Annotated in this window: 14 protein-coding genes; all 14 read left to right on the forward strand. The window is 60.0% G+C overall.

The annotated features are described in order from the left end of the window. Positions 1-3 precede the first annotated feature (3 nt). Positions 4-867: a carbohydrate ABC transporter permease gene (locus tag ACR0JN_RS10955; RefSeq protein ID WP_480885590.1), complete on the forward strand. Its 864-nt coding sequence runs from the start codon at positions 4-6 to the stop codon at positions 865-867. Between the two features lie 4 nt (positions 868-871). Further along, positions 872-1,966 (forward strand): ABC transporter ATP-binding protein, encoded by a 1,095-nt coding sequence (locus ACR0JN_RS10960; protein WP_480885592.1) that lies wholly within the window; start codon positions 872-874, stop codon positions 1,964-1,966. 6 nt (positions 1,967-1,972) lie between these two features. Further along, a complete protein-coding gene (locus tag ACR0JN_RS10965; protein ID WP_480885593.1) occupies positions 1,973-3,082 on the forward strand; it encodes a mandelate racemase/muconate lactonizing enzyme family protein in 1,110 nt (369 codons plus the stop codon). Next, positions 3,079-3,411, forward strand: a complete 333-nt coding sequence (locus ACR0JN_RS10970) for an L-rhamnose mutarotase (RefSeq protein WP_480885594.1) — start codon at positions 3,079-3,081, stop codon at positions 3,409-3,411. The genes ACR0JN_RS10965 and ACR0JN_RS10970 overlap by 4 nt, the downstream gene beginning before the upstream one ends. A 7-nt stretch (positions 3,412-3,418) precedes the next feature. After that, the gene (locus ACR0JN_RS10975) at positions 3,419-4,168 is read left to right on the forward strand and encodes an SDR family oxidoreductase (protein ID WP_480885595.1); all 750 of its coding nucleotides are present in this window, start codon (positions 3,419-3,421) and stop codon (positions 4,166-4,168) included. A 16-nt stretch (positions 4,169-4,184) separates the two neighbouring features. After that, positions 4,185-5,030 (forward strand): fumarylacetoacetate hydrolase family protein, encoded by an 846-nt coding sequence (locus ACR0JN_RS10980; protein ID WP_480885597.1) that lies wholly within the window; start codon positions 4,185-4,187, stop codon positions 5,028-5,030. Continuing rightward, positions 5,027-6,316: an L-fuconate dehydratase gene (locus ACR0JN_RS10985; protein WP_480885598.1), complete on the forward strand. Its 1,290-nt coding sequence runs from the start codon at positions 5,027-5,029 to the stop codon at positions 6,314-6,316. Before ACR0JN_RS10980 ends, ACR0JN_RS10985 begins: the two co-directional genes overlap by 4 nt. A gap of 70 nt (positions 6,317-6,386) precedes the next feature. Further along, positions 6,387-7,361, forward strand: coding sequence for a sialic acid TRAP transporter substrate-binding protein SiaP (locus ACR0JN_RS10990; protein ID WP_480816013.1), 975 nt, complete (start codon positions 6,387-6,389; stop codon positions 7,359-7,361). Between the two features lie 60 nt (positions 7,362-7,421). Next, positions 7,422-7,958, forward strand: coding sequence for a TRAP transporter small permease (locus tag ACR0JN_RS10995; protein ID WP_480885600.1), 537 nt, complete (start codon positions 7,422-7,424; stop codon positions 7,956-7,958). Further along, on the forward strand, positions 7,949-9,229 hold the full coding sequence (locus ACR0JN_RS11000) for a TRAP transporter large permease (RefSeq protein WP_480816015.1): 1,281 nt from the start codon (positions 7,949-7,951) through the stop codon (positions 9,227-9,229). Before ACR0JN_RS10995 ends, ACR0JN_RS11000 begins: the two co-directional genes overlap by 10 nt. 27 nt (positions 9,230-9,256) lie before the next feature. Beyond that, positions 9,257-10,222 (forward strand): aldo/keto reductase, encoded by a 966-nt coding sequence (locus tag ACR0JN_RS11005; RefSeq protein ID WP_480885602.1) that lies wholly within the window; start codon positions 9,257-9,259, stop codon positions 10,220-10,222. 244 nt (positions 10,223-10,466) lie between these two features. Further along, entirely contained in the window at positions 10,467-13,787 is a 3,321-nt protein-coding gene (locus tag ACR0JN_RS11010; protein WP_480885603.1) for an ATP-binding protein, read from the forward strand. A 54-nt stretch (positions 13,788-13,841) separates the two neighbouring features. Continuing rightward, a complete protein-coding gene (locus ACR0JN_RS11015) occupies positions 13,842-14,792 on the forward strand; it encodes a GlxA family transcriptional regulator (RefSeq protein ID WP_480816018.1) in 951 nt (316 codons plus the stop codon). Positions 14,793-14,913: 121 nt separating this feature from the next. Then, positions 14,914-16,467, forward strand: coding sequence for a trimethylamine methyltransferase family protein (locus ACR0JN_RS11020; protein ID WP_480885605.1), 1,554 nt, complete (start codon positions 14,914-14,916; stop codon positions 16,465-16,467). The last annotated feature ends 38 nt before the right edge of the window (positions 16,468-16,505 follow it).

A 16,505-nucleotide genomic window follows, 5' to 3' on the forward strand; every position in this document is an offset into this window, starting at 1 on the left:
CGCATGGACCGTAATCAATCCTACCGCAACCAGCGCCGCCTGATGAAAGTGCTGCATCTGACCGGCCTGTTTCTGGTGATGTCCGTGATTTGTATTCCCGGCCTGTGGATCGTGCTGAACTCGTTCCGTCCGACGGTTGAGATCATGGCAAAACCGCCGATCTGGACGCCGACCTTCACGCTGGACCACTACCGCGCCATGTTCGGTGGCGCGGGCGAGGGTGGCGTGCCGGTGTTCCAATACTTCCGCAACTCGCTGATCGTCTCGGTCACCTCGACCGCGATTGCCATCCTGATCGGGATGGGCGGCGGTTACGCCTTTGCGCGCTATCGATTCAAATTCAAGAACGGCTATTTCGTCGGCCTGATGCTGTTCCGCGCCGTGCCCGGTGTGGCCCTGTCGCTGCCGCTGTTCATCGTCTTTGCCCGTGCGGGCCTGATCGACACCCATTTCGGCCTGATCCTTGTCTATGTGGCAATGAACGTGCCTTTCACCATCTGGCTGACCGATGGCTTCTTCCGCCAGATCCCCAAGGAACTGCACGAGGCGGCGGAAATCGACGGCTGCACCCGCTGGCAGGCCTTCTGGCGGGTCGAGTTCCCGGTGGCGCGCTCGGGCGTGGCCTCGGCGGCGATCTTCGCCTTCCTGACCTCGTGGAACGAATTCGCGCTGGCCTCGCAGCTGACCCGCTCGGTGGGGTCCAAGACGATGCCTGTGGGTCTGCTGGATTTCACCGCTGAATTCACCATCAACTGGGGCGGTATGTGCGCATTGGCCGTGCTGATGATCCTGCCCGCCCTGATCCTGACCTTTATCGTGCAGAAGCACCTGATCGCCGGCCTGACCTTTGGCGGCGTGAAAGGATAACAAAATGACCGAAGTGACACTCAACAACGTCGTCAAACGCTATGGCAAGCATCAAGCCGTGCATGGCATCAATCTGGACATCCATGACGGTGAATTCCTGGTGCTGGTCGGCCCCTCGGGCTGTGGAAAATCCACCACGCTGCGCATGATCGCGGGGCTCGAGGATATCTCGGATGGCGAGATTTCCATCGGCAGCCGGGTGGTCAACGACCTGCCCCCGCGCGAGCGCAACATCTCGATGGTGTTCCAGAACTACGCGCTTTATCCGCATATGACGGTACGCGAAAATCTGGGCTTCACGCTGCAGATCGCCAAGCGCCCCGAGGCCGAGATCACCAAGGCCGTGACCGAAGCCGCCGCAATCCTTGGGCTCGACGAGTTGATGGACCGCAAACCGGCAGAACTGTCCGGTGGTCAGCGCCAGCGCGTCGCCATGGGCCGCGCCATCGTGCGCCACCCGGATGTGTTCCTGTTTGACGAGCCGCTGTCGAACCTCGACGCCAAGCTGCGCACGCAGATGCGGGTCGAGATCAAGAAGCTGCACCAGCGCGTCGGCAACACTATCGTCTACGTGACCCACGATCAGGTCGAGGCGATGACGCTGGCCGACCGCATCGTGCTGATGCGTGACGGTCATATCGTTCAGGTCGGCACCCCGCTTGAGCTGTTCAACACGCCGGTCAACACCTTCGCGGCGACCTTTATCGGTTCACCTCCGATGAACCTTGTGGATGGCGTCGTCACCGACGCGGGAACCATCGTTCTGAAGGATGCGGTCACGGTGCCCGTTCCGGCCTCCGCGCGCGACTATGTGCGGGCCGGACAGGCGGTGCAGTTCGGTTTCCGCGCCGACAACCTTATGCCGGTCGGCCATGCGGTCGAGGAAAAGGGCGATCTGGTCGATTTGGAACTGCCTGTCGCGCTGGAAGAACCTTTGGGCACCGAAACCCTGCTGTTTGCCGATTTGGCGGGGGTCGAGGTTCAGGCCAAAATGTTCAACCCGCGCCCCGTGCATCCCGGGGAAACGCTGCCATTCCACCTTGTACTCGACAAGTGCCACGTCTTCGACGCGGGCACCGGCGAGGCGCTGAGAGGGTAAGCAACCGTGGCCACCATCACCCATATCGAACTGCGCATGATTGACCTGATCCCCAAGGTCAAACGGGTCGATGCCATCCAGTCCTTTGTCAGTCAGGAAACGCCCATCGTGACCGTGACCGACAGTGACGGGGCGCAGGGTACGGGCTACTGCTATACCATCGGCACCGGTGGCCCGTCGGTGATGGCGCTGCTTGAGAAAACGCTGGCGCCCGCGCTGATCGGGCGCGATGCGGACCGGATCGAAGGCATCTGGCGCGATCTGCTGTTCCTGACCCATGCGACAGCGGTGGGGGCGATTACGTCGCTGGCATTGGCTGCGATTGATACCGCTCTGTGGGATTTGCGTTGCCGTAAACAGGGGCTACCGCTGTGGAAAGCCGCGGGCGGTACGCGGGACCGCATCCCGCTTTATTCGACCGAGGGCGGCTGGCTGCATCTTGAGACACAGGCCTTGGTCGACGACGCGCTGGCGATGCAGGCGCAGGGGTTCCGGGGCTCGAAGATCAAGATCGGCCGCGACCATCTGAGCGAGGATGCCACCCGTTTGTCCGCTGTGCGCGAGGCGGTTGGGCCGGGCTATGAAATCCTGACCGATGGCAATCAGGGCTTTACCCTGTCCGAGGCGATCCGTCGGGCACAAGTCTTGGAAGACTATAATATCGGCTGGTTCGAGGAACCTCTGCCCGCCGATGACGTCGTAGGCCATGCCGAGCTGTCGCGCCGGACCTCGGTGCCGATTGCCGTCGGCGAAAGCATGTATTCGCTGAGCCAGTTCAAGGACTATCTGCAAGCGGGCGCGGCCAGCATCGTGCAGGTCGACGTGGCCCGCATCGGCGGCATTACCCCGTGGCTGAAAGTGGCGCATCTGGCCGAGGCGTATAACGTCATGGTCTGCCCGCATTTCCTGATGGAACTGCACCTGCCATTGGTCTGTGCCGTACCGAACGCGAAATGGCTGGAATACATCCCGCAGCTTGACAGCGTCACCACGGACGCGATGCGCATCGAGGATGGGTTTGCCATTCCGTCAGACGCGCCCGGTCTGGGCATCGCATGGGACTGGCAAGCGATTTCGGCCCAGTCCACGGTGATCACAATCAGCGAGGGCGCATGATGAAACGTATGGGTATGGTGATCGGGGTAAAGCCTGAAAAACTGGACGAATACAAACGCCTGCACGCCGCTGTCTGGCCGGACGTGCTGGCGCAGATCGCCAACAGCAACATCCGCAACTACACGATTTTCCTACGTGAGCCCGAGAACCTGTTGTTCGGCTACTGGGAATATCACGGCACCGATTTCGAAGGGGACATGGCCCGCATGGCACAAGACCCCAGAACGCAGGAATGGTGGAGTTTCACCGATCCTTGCCAAAACCCGCTGCCCAGCCGCGCCGAAGGCGAGAAATGGGCACCCATGATTGAAGTATTCCACACGGATTGAGGACGACATGACCAAAGCACAGGGCCGTCTGGCCGGAAAAAAAGCACTCGTGACCGCAGCCGGTCAGGGCATTGGACGCGCCAGTGTCGAGAAATATGTGGCCGAAGGCGCGCAGGTGATCGCCTGTGACATCAACGACGCCTCACTTGCGGAACTGGCCGAGCTCGAAGGCGTCACCGCGCTGAAACTGGATGTCACAGACGCGGATGCCGTCGCGCAGGCTGTCGCAGGGGCAGGAACGCTGGATGTGCTGTTCAATTGCGCTGGATTTGTCGGAGCGGGCTCGATCCTTGAGTGCGACGATGCGCAGTGGGATTTCAGTTTCGATCTGAACGTCAAGGCGATGTACCGGCTGGCGAAGCTGGTGCTGCCCGGCATGCTGGAAAACGGCGGCGGCTCGATCATCAATATGTCTTCGGTCGCCTCGTCGATGAAAGGCGTGCCGAACCGCTTCTCGTACTGCGCGTCCAAGGCTGCCGTGATCGGCCTGACTAAATCCATCGCCGCCGACTTCATCACGCAGGGTGTCCGTTGCAACGCGATCTGCCCCGGCACCGTCGACAGCCCAAGCCTGCACGACCGTCTGCGCGCCACCGGCGACTATGAGCAGGCCATGAAAGACTTCATCGCGCGCCAACCCATGGGCCGCATCGGCCACGCCGACGAGATTGCCGCCCTGGCCGTCTATCTGGCCAGCGACGAGACCGCATTTACCACCGGACAGACCTTCGCCATCGACGGCGGCTGGACCGTTTGATCAGGGAGATAAAAATATGAAACTGCTGCGTTACGGCCCGATTGGCCAGGAAAACCCCGGACTTCTGGATGATGATGGCGCAATCCGCGATCTGTCGGGTGTCGTTGGTGATATCGCCGGCGAGGCTTTGTCAGATGCCGGGCTGGACGCCTTGCGTGCGCTGGATGTTAGCACTCTGCCCGTTGTCGAAGGCACCCCGCGCATCGGTGCTTGTGTCGGTCAGGTCGGCAAGTTCATCTGTATCGGTCTGAACTATGCCGACCACGCCGCCGAATCCGGCATGGCGCTGCCCGAGGAGCCGGTGATCTTCTTCAAGGCGACCTCGGCCATCATTGGCCCCGATGACACCGTCGAAATCCCCCGCAACTCGGTCAAGACCGACTGGGAGGTCGAACTGGGCGTGGTGATCGGCAAGCACACTAAATACGTCTCGGTCGAAGATGCGCTGGACCATGTGGCAGGCTATTGCGTGATCAATGACCTGTCCGAGCGCGACTTCCAACTGCACCGCTCGGGCCAGTGGGTCAAAGGCAAGTCCGCCGACACGTTCGGCCCCATCGGCCCCTGGCTGGTGACGCGGGATGAGGTTTCGGACCCGCAGAACCTGCCGATGTATCTTGAGGTCAATGGCCACCGCTATCAGGACGGCTCGACCAAGACGATGCATTTTGATGTGGCGACCGTGATCTCGCACCTGTCGCAGTTCATGTCGCTGCAGCCGGGGGATGTGATCTCGACCGGGACGCCTCCAGGCGTGGGTCTGGGGCAAAACCCGCAAACCTATCTGAAGCCCGGCGACACCATGGAGCTGGGGATCGAGGGGCTGGGCGTTCAGCGCCAAACCGTAGAGGCCAGCAAATGACCCGTATCACTGGCATTCGCACCGAAGATCTGCGCTTTCCGACCTCGGACAGTCTTGATGGCTCGGACGCGATGAACCCCGATCCCGATTACTCGGCGGCTTATGTGGTGCTGGATACCGATGGCGCGCATGAGGGCCACGGCCTGACCTTCACCATCGGACGCGGCAATGAGATCTGCGTCGCCGCGATCGAGGCGCTGGGTGCTTTGGTCACCGGGTTGGAACTGGACTGGATCACTGAAGATATGGGTCGGTTTTGGCGTCATATCACCGGCGACAGCCAGTTGCGTTGGATCGGGCCGGACAAAGGCGCGATCCATCTGGCAACCGGCGCGGTCGTGAACGCCGCGTGGGATCTGTGGGCCAAAGAGGCGGGCAAGCCCGTCTGGCAACTGGTTGGTGAGATGAGCCCCGAAGAGATCGTGCGCCTGATCGATTTCCGTTACCTGACCGATGCGATCACGCCGGACGAGGCGCTGGCGCTGTTGCGCGCGGCTGAGCCCGGCAAGCAGGAGCGGGTCGCCAAGCTGAAGGCCGAGGGCTATCCCTGCTACACCACCTCGGCGGGTTGGCTGGGCTATTCCGACGACAAGCTGCGCCGCCTGTGCCGCGAGGCCAAGGACGCAGGCTTTACCCACACCAAATTCAAGGTGGGCCGCGATCTGGACGACGACATCCGCCGCCTGACCATTGCGCGTGAAGTGCTGGGTGAAGACATGAACATCATGATCGACGCCAATCAGGTGTGGGAGGTTGATCAAGCCGTAGATTGGGTCAAGGCCCTGTCCTTTGCGCGGCCCTTCTTCATCGAAGAACCCACCAGCCCCGACGACGTGTTTGGCCACAAGGCGATCCGCGACGGTGTTGCTCCGGTCAAGGTGGCCACCGGCGAGATGTGCCAGAACCGCATCATCTTCAAGCAGTTCATCAAGGAAGGCGCGATCGACATCGTTCAGATCGACAGCTGCCGGATGGGCGGGCTGAACGAGGTGCTGGCGGTCATGTTGATGGCGGCGAAATACGATCTGCCGGTCTGGCCCCATGCCGGCGGCGTGGGCCTGTGCGAATACGTTCAGCATATGTCGATGATCGATTACGTCGCGATCTCGGGCGAGAAGGACAGTAAGCGGATCGAGTTCGTCGACCATCTGCACGAACATTTCCTTGACCCCTGCATCGTGCAGAACGGAGCCTACATGGCCCCGAACAAGCCGGGTTTTTCAATCGAGATGAAACCCAACAGCATCAGAGATTTCCGGTTCCTGCCCAAGCTGGCAGCGGAATGAACCCAGCCGCCTGACCATAAGGGCAACAACAGTCGGGCGGCTTTCAACCCAACCTTGGAGGAAAGACAAAATGTACAACTTTGGTAAAACGGCCTTTGGAGCGGCCTGTATTGTTGCGCTCAGCGCGACGGCTGGTCTGGCACAGGAAGTGCTGCGCTTCGGTCACGTCTACGAGGCTTCGACCCCCTATCACGCGGCTGCTGTGAAAGCCGCAGAGCTGCTCGAGGAAAAGACCGACGGTCGCTACAAGATGGAGGTTTTCCCGGCCTCGCAACTGGGCAAAGAGGCCGCGCTGAACGAGGCGCTGTCGCTTGGTACCGTTGACGCGATCTATACCGGTGTGGCGTTCCTGGGTCAGTCCTATGGCCCGATCAGCATCTCGGATTATCCGTTCACCATGCGGTCCTATGATCACTGGAAGGCCTATGTGAATTCGGACCTGTTCGATGAGATGGCCGATGAATACAAGAACATCTCTGGCAACACGATTGCGACCATGACCTATTATGGCGCGCGCCACGTGACCTCGAACAAGCCGATCCTTGCGCCCGGTGACATGGAAGGTCTGAAGATCCGCACGCCGAACGCACCTGCCTATCAGATGTTCCCCGAAGCAACTGGTGCGAACCCCACACCGATGGCCTTTGCCGAAGTGTACCTGGCCCTGCAGCAAGGTGTTGTGGACGCTCAGGAAAACCCGCTGCCGACCATCCAGTTCAAGAAGTTCTACGAGGTGCAGTCGAACATCAACCTGACCGGCCACATCACCAACTCGCTTGCCGTCGTGGTCTCGCCCGTGACGCTGGGCAAGATGGGTGATGATGGTCAGGCGCTGCTGGATGCGCTGGCCGAGGCCGCATCGGCCACGTCGGACGAAATCGTGCAGTCCGAGTCTGAACTGGCCGACTGGTTCCGTGAGCAGGGCGTGACCGTGAACGAGGTGGACCGTGCGCCGTTCATGGAAGCTGTTGCACCCTTGCTGATCAGCGACACCGTTCCGTGGGATGCTGAGACCTTCGAGCGCCTCCAGGCGATCCAGGAATAATTCGCAATACCGGACCCGGCTGTGTTCCGGGTCCGGCCTTTACGCACGAGGTATGTCCTGATGTCCGATGCCCCGCCCGAAATAGACTTTGACGCTCTTGCTGCCGAAGACGATGCGCATTTTCAGAATTACCGCATCACCGTGGCGGACTATGGCTTGCTTGCACTGTTCGGCCTGCTGTTCGGAGTGGTCTTCCTGCAGTTTTTTACCCGCTATGTTCTGAACGATTCAATCGCCTGGACCGAAGAGGCGGCGCGGTATCTGCTGATCCTGCTGGGCTTTGCCGGAGCGATCCGGTGTCAGGCTGTCGGCAGCCATATCGTTTTGGAATTCGTCGATAAGTACTATGGTCGGTTGCTGAGCTGGGTGCATATCTTTGCACTGGCCGCGACGTTCATCCTGTTTGCCGTCATCATCTGGTCGGCCTGGGAGTTGATCCAGCGTACCTCGTTCCAGCAAATGGTCTCGTTGCCATTCCCGAAATACTACCTGCACACCGCAGTCATGATACTGGCGGTCGGCAATCTGGGGGTTGTCACCTATCAGATCGTCGCGCGGGTGAAGCAGCTTAAAGAAGGCGTCAACAAATGGGCCTGATCATTCTTTTCGTATCCCTGTTCGGCCTGATGCTGATGCGCGTGCCAATCGCGTTTTCACTGGCGCTGTCGTCCTTTGCCTACATCCTCTATTCCGGCCTGCCGCCGGTGCTGTTGATGCACAACATGGTCAACGGCATGGACAGCTTTCCGCTGCTGGCGATCCCTTTCTTCATTCTGGCCGGAGCGCTGATGAATTCCGCTGGAATCACGGCGCGTATCTTCGGCTTCGCCCGCGCCATCGTCGGTTGGATGCATGGCGGTCTGGGTCATGTGAATGTCGGCGCCAGCATCATTTTCGCGGGTATGTCCGGTGCTGCCGTTGCAGATGCGGGCGGGCTGGGGGCCATCGAAATCAAAGCCATGCGTGAAGCAGGCTATGACGATGATTTCAGCGTCGGCGTCACGGCGGCCTCGTCGACCATTGGGCCGATCATCCCGCCCTCGCTGCCGCTGGTGATCTTTGGCGTCATGGCCTCGGTCTCAATCGGCAAACTGTTCGTAGCGGGCATTGTGCCGGGTCTTCTGATGGCGCTGTCGTTGTCGATCATGATCTGGTGGATGTCGCGCACGCGTAACTATCCGCGCGACGTGAGTTTCAGCCCCTCGGTTATCGCCACACGCTTCAAAGCAGCCTTCCTGCCGCTGATGACACCGGTCATCATCGTGGGCGGCATCGTCTCGGGTGCCTTCACCCCGACCGAGGCCGCCATCGGGGCCGCCGCCTACGCGCTTATCTTGGGGACCGTGGTCTATCGCACTCTGACGGTTCGGAAGCTGGCGGTGATCTCGCTGGAAACTATCGAGACAACGGCGGCGATCATGATGATCGTGGGCGCGGCCTCGGTCTTTGCCTGGATTCTGACAGCCAATCAGGTTGCGGCGCATTTCGCTGAATTCGTGCTGTCCTTCACCGATAGTAAGGCAGTCGTCCTGCTGCTGATCATGGCCGTGGTCCTGATCGTCGGCCTGTTCATGGAGACCATTGCCGCGATCTCGATCCTGGTTCCGGTGCTGATGCCGGTGGCCGCGCAGTTTGGCATCGACCCGGTGCATCTGGGCATCATCGTCATCCTGAACCTGATGTTGGGCCTGCTGACCCCGCCCGTCGGCATGGTGCTGTTCGTGCTGTCGCGCGTCTCGAAAGTGCCGTTCGAACAATGCGTCCGCGCCACGCTGCCGTTTCTGGTGCCGCTGCTGGGCGTTTTGCTGCTGCTGACCTTTGTGCCCTCGCTGGTAACGTGGCTGCCCAATCTGCTTTATGGGTCCTAAGACCGTGAACGCTTGCTGGAGACACCAATGAAAACCAATAAAATCGGCAATACCGACTTGCACGTGACCGAACTGTCTTTCGGCTGCGCCAGTATCGGCAACCTTTACCGTGAAGCGTCAGACGAAGATGTGCGGAACGTTTTGGCGACCGCCTGGGATGCCGGAATCCGCTATTTCGACACCGCCCCCCATTACGGTCGCGGCCTGTCGGAACAGCGGTTGGGGCAATTCCTGTCAAGCAAACCCCGGTCGGATTATGTGATCTCGACCAAGGTGGGCCGCGTTCTGTCCCCGGGCCAGCCGATGGCCGAGGCTGACGGGTTCATCAACCCGCTGCCCAACGCGGTAAGGTATGACTATTCGGGCGACGGAATCGAAGCCTCGCTGGAAGGCAGTCTTGAGCGGTTGCAGACCACCCATGCCGATATTGTTTTTGTGCACGACATCGGTACCTACACGCACGGGGCGGGCAACGATCCTCATATGGAGGCGTTTCTGGCCTCTGGCTATGAGCGGCTGGTCAGGCTGAAAGAGCAGGGCCGTATCCGTGCCTTCGGTTTGGGCGTCAATGAGAATGAGGTTTGTCTGGACGTCATGCGCCATGGGCCGATTGATGTCATTCTTCTGGCCGGTCGGTTGACCCTTCTGGACCGTTCGGCAGAGGAAGAGCTGACCGCACAATGTCTCGCGCAGGGCACAAGCCTTGTTCTGGGGGGCGTGCTGAATTCGGGTATCCTTGCCACGGGTCCGGTCGAAGGGGCCACCTATGATTACCAGCCCGCGTCGTCGGAGATTCTGGAACGTGTAAGGGCCCTGCAGGACAAGGCCGAGACCCTTGGAATGCCCCTGGCCACCGCTGCCTTGCAATTCGCCAAGTCACATGGATTAACATCCTCGGTACTGATCGGAACATCCAAGGCGTCGAGCCTGACGCGAAATGTCGAGGCATTGGCCGAAACGGTTCCTGACGAATTTTATTCTGTTTTTGCCTAACGGCCCGCGTCCTGCCCACGCGCGGCGGGGGCAGGGCGTGTTCAGAACCCACAATTGACGAAAATCTGCACAGGGAAATCTGCTAGCAGGGGCTGAACCCCTTGACCGCTGCACGACGTCGTTCTTCATTGACTCAGAGCAGGCCAGAACCACCGGCTGTCCTGAGAAAACGATGCAAGCAGGGAGATGCCCGCCGTTGTGACACGCCCGATGGGCTAACCACAACGGTACGGGAAACAATTGAATGTCCGATATAGCGCTCTGGCTTGAGAAACACGGGCTGTCCAAATATGCCGGGGCCTTTGCTGAACACGAAATCGAGCTTGGTGATCTAACCGAACTGACCGACGAAGACCTTGTCACCATCGGGCTGCCGCTTGGGCCGCGGCGGCGTTTCATGAAGGCGGTTCGCGCCAGTGTCGATGGGGATAGCCGCCCACAAAACACCGCTCTGGGGCCATCGATTGTGGCCGAGCGGCGGCAACTGACCGTTATGTTCATCGACCTGGTGGGGTCGACCGAGCTGTCCCAGCGGGTCGATCCGGAAGATCTGGCCGAGGTGCTTCGGTTGTTCAAGGAAAGCTGCGCGGCCTCGGTTGCGGCTTTCGATGGTCATATCGCCAGTTATTATGGCGACGGGATCATGGTGTTTTTCGGCTTCCCGCACGCCCATGAAGACGATCCGGAACGCGCCGTTCGTGCGGGGTTGCGGATCATCAAGGAAATCCCTGAAATCCGTACACACGCCAAGCTGAACGTTCGCATCGGAATCGCGACCGGGCTGGTCGTCGTGGGCGATTTGCGCGGCGAAAAGATGTTCGAGGACGGGACCGCGATGGGTGAGACGCCCAATCTGGCCGCCCGTCTGCAAGCCATGGCCGACCCCGGCACGCTGATTGTCGCCCCGACCACGCATCAACTGGCCGGGAACGCCTTTGAATACGTTCTGCGCGGTGCGTTCAAGCTGAAGGGTTTCGCCAAGGAAGTCGAAGCCTGGCAAGTGACTGGGACGCGGGAAAAGATCAGCCGGTTCATGGCCACAGATAATGTTTCGCTTGGTCCGCTGGTCGGTCGTGTGACCGAGTACGAGGCCCTCCACGACAGGTGGAAGCTGGCCGCTGGCGGTCAGGGGCAGGTTGTGCTGGTGTCGGGCGAGGCAGGCATTGGCAAGTCCCGGCTGGTCGAAGAACTGAGCCGGAACATAGGCGGGGCCTCGCATACCCAAATTCGGTATCAGTGCTCACCATACCACTATGCGAGCGCCTTTTATCCGGCCATTCGCCAGCTTGAAACGGCTGCAGACCTGCGTGCGGATGACGCAAACGATGTGAAGCTGAAGAAGATCTCCTCGGTTCTGGCGGATGGGACCAGCGAGACCTTAAAACTAGCTGCATTGCTTCTGTCGGTTCCTTTCGAAGACCAACTGGGGCCTTTGGACCTGACGCCACAGCAGGTCATGGATCAGACGCTGGCGCTGCTGATCGACACTCTGGTTTCCAAGGCCAAGGAAACACCTGTGCTGCTGTTGTTCGAAGACGCGCATTGGGTAGATCCGACCACGAAACTGCTGCTGGACCGGATCGTGGATCAGATCAGGGACCTTCCAGTGCTTGTGGTGATGACCTTCAGGCCCGAGTTTGATCCGGGCTGGGCCTTGCAGTCGAACCTGACGAAGGTTGCATTGCGGCAACTGGATTTCCGGCAGGTCAAAAGCATCGTGAACGAGGTCGCCAAATCCAACGCGATAACGGACGAGATGTATGAGTTGATTGCTGCCCGGTCCGATGGCGTGCCGCTTTATGTCGAAGAGGTCACAAAAGACCTGGTTGAATCCGGGGTTCTAAGCGAAGGGTCTGATGCTTTTGCGATAGGCGGCGCGTCCCCGGCCAGTTCGGTACCCAGCACGTTGCACGATGCGCTGATGGCGCGCCTCGATCGTCTGAGTTCAGCCAAGGAGGTCGCCCAGGTCGGGGCCGTCATCGGGCCGCAGTTTTCCTATCCTCTGATCGCCAAAGTGTCCCGCTTTGGGGAAAAGGCCCTGCGCGCCGGTCTGGAACTTTTGGTCGACGCGGGTATCGTCACGATTTCGGATACCGACGACCTGGAAACCTTCAGCTACCGTCATGCTCTTATTCGGGACACGGCCTATAACAGCCTTCTGAAAAGCGAACGCCGGGTTCTGCACGCGCGCGTCGCGCAGACCCTCAACCAGAAATCCACCCATATCGGCGATGCCAGCCCCGAGATTCTGGCGCACCACTACACGCTGGCTGGAATGGCGTCCGAGGCAATCGATTGCCGGTACCTTGCCGGTCAGCGCGCGGTCAAACGGTCCGCCAATATCGAGGCGAACACGCAGCTCGGTCTGGCAATCGAACAACTCAGCCAGCAGGGCCGCAGCCCCGAGCGGGATCGGAGGGAGATTGAGATACAGGTTCTGCGCGCAGGCGTCCTGCGCTCAACGGCGGGAATCGCTGCGGATGAAACCGGGTCGGTTTATTCGCGCATCCGGGACTTGTGCGAGCGGGTCGAAGAAACCGAACATCTTTTCCCGATTCTGAATGGCCTGTATTCCTTCCATCTGGTCCGGGCCGAGTATGACTTGGCGCGTACGGTCGCAGGGCAATTGCTGGACCTTGCCGAAACGACCGGCGAGACACAGCACCGGATGGTGGCGCATCGGGCGATGGGGGCGGTTCTGTTCCATATCGGGGAACTGGACCCGGCCTATGAACACCTGCAAGAAGCGCTGGACCTCTACAACCCGGACCGTGACGGGCATCTGGCGTTTATCTACGGGTCGGACCATGCAGCTATCACATCGTGTTTCCTGAGTCTGGCCATCTGGATGCGCGGCGATCCGGACAAAGCGCTTGAGATCCAAGAGCGGGCGGTTGCAGGCGCACGAACGCTTGCGCACGCCCATAGCATCGCTCAATCGCTCACTTACTTGTGCATGCTGCACCTTTTGCGCCGCGAGTCCGAAAAAGTGGTCGAAGTCGTGGACCAGCTTGAGGACCTGTCCGCCGAGCATTCCTTTACCTTCATGTCGCTGACGGCGACCCTTTGGCGAAGCTGGGTGGATGCTTACATTGACCCCGGGCCCGAAACGATCCGCGCGCTGCACAACGCGGCCAAAGCGTGGTGGGCGAGCGGTGCGGGGAACTACAAACCTTTCTTCCTGACCCTGATTGCCGAACTGACGCTGAAAACGGGGGATCGAGAGGGGTCGCTGACCCTTCTGGCAAGCGCCCGCAAGCATCAGGCCCTGACAAACGAAGGTTGGGCGCAGGCCGAGACAGACCGGATTCACGCCCTCGCAAGCTCGAGGGGCGAGCCCGCTGAGCCCGAGTTCCGCGCGGCTCTGGACACAGCGCGACAGCAACACGCACATATGTTCGAGCTTCGAACGGCTGTGGACTATGTCAGACAGTGCCGGAAATTCGGGAAAATGCCCTCTGCCATCTCTGATCTGGAAAATGTTCTTTCGAAGATCACCGGCGGAGAGACCTCACCGGACGTAAAAGAAGCCCGCGATCTGCTCGCTGCGCGCAAGCCCGTTTGAAGGCCCGGCACTTACCCTCTGGACAGCACAAAAACATCGGCGCTAGAGAAAGCTATGTCTCAGACGCAGCACTACACCTTTATCCTTGTCGAAGAGTTCTCGCACATTGCCTTCTCCTGCGCGGTCGAGCCGTTGCGGATTGCCAATCTGCTCAGCCAGCAGGAACTGTACAAATGGACGTTGCTGTCCGAAAACGGTGAGACGGCGATCTCGTCCAATGAAACCAAAACGCTGGTTGACGGAGGGCTCGGGGCCATCCCGAAATGCGACCGTCTTTTCGTTTTGTCCGGCATCCATATGCGTGCCCACGCAAGCCGCCCCCTGCTGGCTGCGCTGCGCCGCGAAAGGGCGCGCGGCACGCGGATCGGGGCCTTGTGCTCGGGGGCCTGGCTTTTGGCCGAAGCGGGGTTCCTTGAAGATCAGAAAGCAGCAATTCACTGGGAGTATCATGACAGTTTCATGGAGACCTTCCCCGAGGTGAATCTGGTGCGAAACGTGTTTGTTTCGGATGAAAAGCACATCACGGCTTCGGGCGGAACGGCCACTGCGGATCTGATGCTGCACCTGATCGGGCAGGATCACGGCGACACGCTGGCGCTCGATGTCGCGGATCAGATGGTTTACAACGCGGTGCGTGCCGCAACAGCGAAACAGCGGGTCTCGTTGCAATCGCGAAGCGGGATGCGCAACAAGCATTTAGCGGCGGCGATCCAGGTCATGCGAGAGCATATAGACGAACCGATCCCGCCATCCTCAATCGCCGCCCAGCTTGGAATTTCGACCCGCCAGTTGGAGCGGTTGTTCGGTAAATACCTGAACTCCTCGCCCAAAAAATACTATATGGAGATGCGGCTGGAGCGCGCCCAGAAACTGCTGCTTCAAACCGAAGACTCCGTCACGGATATTGCCATGGCCTGCGGCTTCGACAATCCCGGCCATTTTTCGAAAGTGTTCAAGGCAAGCTTTGGCGTGTCTCCACACGCGCAACGAAACAAGATCGGTTGATCTGGCGGACCGACGTTTAACGGCCCTTTCCGACGTGTCGCTTATTTCAACAAAACATCGCATAATGAGAGGCGCGCGATGGTCATAGCGCGCATTTTCATGGAAAATCAGGAGAATTCCGATGACCGCTGAAATTCCCACCCGTTCGCGTGCCGGAGGGCGCTCTGCCCGCCGCGCCCTACGCACCGCCCCGAAATTCGACATGCTGCCCGGCCTGACGCGCAACCTTCCGCTTTGCGAGGTCATGGATGGCTGTCAGGTCGAGATGATCGACAGCGCCGCGATGGACATTCTTGAAAATGTCGGGGTTCAGTTCCGTGATCCGATTGCATTGGAGGATTGGAAAAGGGCAGGGGCCAAGGTGGACGGAGAACTGGTTTATCTGGACCGCAACATGGTCCGCGAGTTGATCGCGACCATTCCGGCGCAGTTTACCTATCACGCGCGAAACCCTAGCAATAATGTCCGGCTGGGCGGCAAGCACTCGGTGTTCGTGCCGATGACCGGCGCGCCCTTTCTGCGAGATCTGGAAGATGTGCGGCGAAACCCCACGCTGGAAGATCTGGCGATGTTCCACAAGCTCAGCCACATGATGCCCGCGCTGCACAGCTCAGCCCATCATATCGTTGAGCCTTACGATCATCCGATCAGCCAGCGGCATTTACGCATCACGTATTCGTCGATGAAATACTCGGACAAGATGTTCATGGGCATGACCACCTCGCCCAAGAACGCCGAGGATGTGATGGATATGTGCGCGATCCTGTTCGGCGATGACTTCATCGACAACAACCCTGTCACGACCGGCAACTGCAACGGCAACAGCCCGCTAGTCTGGGATGAGACCATGCTGGGCGCGATGCGCGCCTTTTGCCGCCGAAATCAGCCGGTCCTGTGCTCGCCTTTCGTGCTGGGCGGCGCGAACACGCCCGCGTCCGTCCCCGCCACCGTCGCGCAACTGACCGCCGAGGCGCTGTCGGCGCTGGCCTATACGCAGGTGGTTCGCAAGGGCTGTCCGGCGATCTGGGGCCACTACCTGTCAACTGTGTCGATGAAATCCGGCGCGCCGATGGCGGGCACGCCCGAGATCAGCCTGATGAACTTCATGATCGGCCAGATGGCGCGGTTCTACGATGTGCCGTGGCGAACCTCGAACACGCTGGGCGGGGCCAAGACGTTCGACGCGCAGGCCGGGTATGAATCGGCCACCACACTCAGCGCCGTTGTCCATGCCGGCGCACACTATATCTGGCACTCGGCGGGCTGGAATGAGGCTGGCATGCACTGTTCGGTCGCCAAGTTCGTGGTGGACGCAGAACAATGTGCCATGGCGTATCGCATGGCCGAAGGGCCGAAATGGCACGATTTCGATCAGGCGCTAGGGGCTGTTCCGGATGTTGGTCCGGGCGGGCACTATCTCGGCCACCCGCACACGCAGGAGAACTTTCAAACCGCCTTCTTCATGCCCGATCTGTTCGACAACAACTCGATCGAGCAGTGGCACGCCGAAGGCAGCGTTGAGATCACCGAGCGTGCGTTGAAACACGCCAAGAAGCTGCTGGCCGAGTACGAAGAGCCGAAGCTGGACGAAGGCAAGAACGAAGCGCTTTTGGACTATATTGCCCGCCGCGAACGGGAAATCCCGGCGGCGGATGAGTTGAACCAGTCGTTCTGACACACCGATTTTATCATATGAGGGTCGGGAGGTTGCCC

The organism is Ruegeria sp. G12 (assembly GCF_056533565.1).

What these genes read in the sequence shown, in the direction of transcription:
- ACR0JN_RS11020 (WP_480885605.1), top strand. Translation starts at nt 14,914, where the DNA reads ATGACCGCTGAAATTCCCACCCGTTCGCGTGCCGGAGGGCGCTCTGCC.
- ACR0JN_RS10980 (WP_480885597.1), top strand. Translation starts at nt 4,185, where the DNA reads ATGAAACTGCTGCGTTACGGCCCGATTGGCCAGGAAAACCCCGGACTT.
- ACR0JN_RS11010 (WP_480885603.1), top strand. Translation starts at nt 10,467, where the DNA reads ATGTCCGATATAGCGCTCTGGCTTGAGAAACACGGGCTGTCCAAATAT.
- ACR0JN_RS10955 (WP_480885590.1), top strand. Translation starts at nt 4, where the DNA reads ATGGACCGTAATCAATCCTACCGCAACCAGCGCCGCCTGATGAAAGTG.
- ACR0JN_RS10990 (WP_480816013.1), top strand. Translation starts at nt 6,387, where the DNA reads ATGTACAACTTTGGTAAAACGGCCTTTGGAGCGGCCTGTATTGTTGCG.
- ACR0JN_RS10995 (WP_480885600.1), top strand. Translation starts at nt 7,422, where the DNA reads ATGTCCGATGCCCCGCCCGAAATAGACTTTGACGCTCTTGCTGCCGAA.
- ACR0JN_RS10960 (WP_480885592.1), top strand. Translation starts at nt 872, where the DNA reads ATGACCGAAGTGACACTCAACAACGTCGTCAAACGCTATGGCAAGCAT.
- ACR0JN_RS10985 (WP_480885598.1), top strand. Translation starts at nt 5,027, where the DNA reads ATGACCCGTATCACTGGCATTCGCACCGAAGATCTGCGCTTTCCGACC.
- ACR0JN_RS10975 (WP_480885595.1), top strand. Translation starts at nt 3,419, where the DNA reads ATGACCAAAGCACAGGGCCGTCTGGCCGGAAAAAAAGCACTCGTGACC.
- ACR0JN_RS11015 (WP_480816018.1), top strand. Translation starts at nt 13,842, where the DNA reads ATGTCTCAGACGCAGCACTACACCTTTATCCTTGTCGAAGAGTTCTCG.
- ACR0JN_RS11000 (WP_480816015.1), top strand. Translation starts at nt 7,949, where the DNA reads ATGGGCCTGATCATTCTTTTCGTATCCCTGTTCGGCCTGATGCTGATG.
- ACR0JN_RS10970 (WP_480885594.1), top strand. Translation starts at nt 3,079, where the DNA reads ATGATGAAACGTATGGGTATGGTGATCGGGGTAAAGCCTGAAAAACTG.
- ACR0JN_RS11005 (WP_480885602.1), top strand. Translation starts at nt 9,257, where the DNA reads ATGAAAACCAATAAAATCGGCAATACCGACTTGCACGTGACCGAACTG.